General features: G+C 64.8%; 2 protein-coding genes. One reads left to right on the forward strand and one right to left on the reverse strand.

All coding sequences use genetic code 11. From position 1 onward, the window contains the following. Positions 1-363 precede the first annotated feature (363 nt). Entirely contained in the window at positions 364-744 is a 381-nt protein-coding gene (locus EB084_25090; GenBank protein ID NDD31540.1) for a hypothetical protein, read from the forward strand. Positions 745-778: 34 nt separating this feature from the next. Here the strand turns inward: EB084_25090 and EB084_25095 are convergent, their stop codons facing one another. After that, positions 779-1387 (reverse strand): HNH endonuclease, encoded by a 609-nt coding sequence (locus EB084_25095; GenBank protein NDD31541.1) that lies wholly within the window; start codon positions 1385-1387, stop codon positions 779-781. Between the last annotated feature and the right edge of the window lie 203 nt (positions 1388-1590).

The following is a 1590-nucleotide window of genomic DNA, read 5'->3' on the forward strand; positions in this document are numbered from 1 at the left end:
TGTTCGGCCAAAGCCCCGCCCGCTGCACTCACGCCAATCGCGCCCGCTGCTTTCACCACAGCCCCGCTCACAGGGCCACGCACGCGCACACCGTCCGACAGAGTACACCGCATGACACTGTCGCCAGCCAACGCCCAATCGCACACAGAAGACCACGACAGTGGACCTTCCGCGAACGCTTCGTTCGCGGGTCTAGCCTGCGAAGCCGTGCGCGCGTTCACACGGTGGCAACATGCCGTTCACACGAGATTCAAATCACGGAAAACTGTCAGCAACACGAAGATGATAGACTGGCCTGGCCACCCGCAACGTGATATACTCAGCCTGATGGCCACACCGTCCGGCACGCAGGGAGAGAATGACATGGATGAGCTGCTTCACCGTATTGACGGCCATTTCCAAGACATCAGCGCCGGTCAGCGGCAGTCGATCCGGGAGATCGACACCCTGAAAGCAACCGTGTTCGACGTGAACAGACACATGAACGGCGTGCAGAGCTGTGTCACGCGCCTTCAGACCGACGTGGGTGAGATGCAGACAAACATCTCGAGACTCCAGACCGAAATGGTCGAGGTGAAGACCGACCTGCGGCGCCTGGGGGTTGGGTTCGATGGGTTGCGAGTCAGCATGGTGAACACCAACACCGCCATCGTCGAGCTGCGAGGTACATTCGCCAGCCTGGGCGTCATGCTCAAGGATCACGCCAGGCGCCTGGGCGATCTCGAAGACAAGCAGGCATCGTGACCTCTACCGCCGTGCAAGCGGGGATCGCGAAACGCTAGGAAGCCTTCCTCGATGCGCGCACAACCGCCCTGTTGCGCGCCTGTGCCCACCCTTCGTCGCGCTTGAAGTCGGGCTGGTGGTGCAGATCGTGGCACGCAGAGCAGAGCAGTCGCAGATTGTCGAGGGAGTTGTCGCCGCCGCGGCTCCAGGGTAGCTGATGATGCACATGCAAGAAACCGCCCTGACCGCACTGCTCGCATCGCCCATTCGATCGGGCGTGCAGCGCATCGATGACGGCCACCGTCGGGCGCTGTCGAAATCGCCGCTTCGCTCCGCGCCTCGGCTGCACCGGTAGGGGCTGAGGCTCCACATCGCCCGAGGCCCCTGGCTCATCCGGCAGCGCTGCTGCGGCGTGCTCCACATCGCCCGAGGCCCCTGCCGTCTCGCGAGCCGCGTCTTCCGAAGCCACCACCACACGTCCCTCGTTTACGGCGTCGTGCACCTCGCTCGCAGACACCGGCACCGCACCGCGATCGGTCTCCATCCAGCCGCGGTCGCTGCCGCGGTCGTAGTGCATCACCACCACCGTGCGGCGACGCGACTTTCCCGACACCCCCGCAACCGCGCGGCGGCAGACCTCTGCAAGCACCGCCTCGCGGGTCATTCGCCCGCGTTGGGAACGACGAACCTGCGCCTCGATCTGGCGATAGACCTCGTATTCTTGCGCAGTGAGCCGGAACTCGAGCCGAATGGTCTTGGGGCGATCGCCGAGGCCATTCGTGTCTTGGGGATCCGGCTGGGGGCTCGGGCTGGGGGTTCAGACGCGCCGAGGGCTGCGGCTCGGGCTGGGGATCCGGACGCGCCGAA

It is taken from the genome of Pseudomonadota bacterium (genome assembly GCA_010028905.1).
Taxonomy (GTDB): Bacteria; Vulcanimicrobiota; Xenobia; order RGZZ01; family RGZZ01; genus RGZZ01.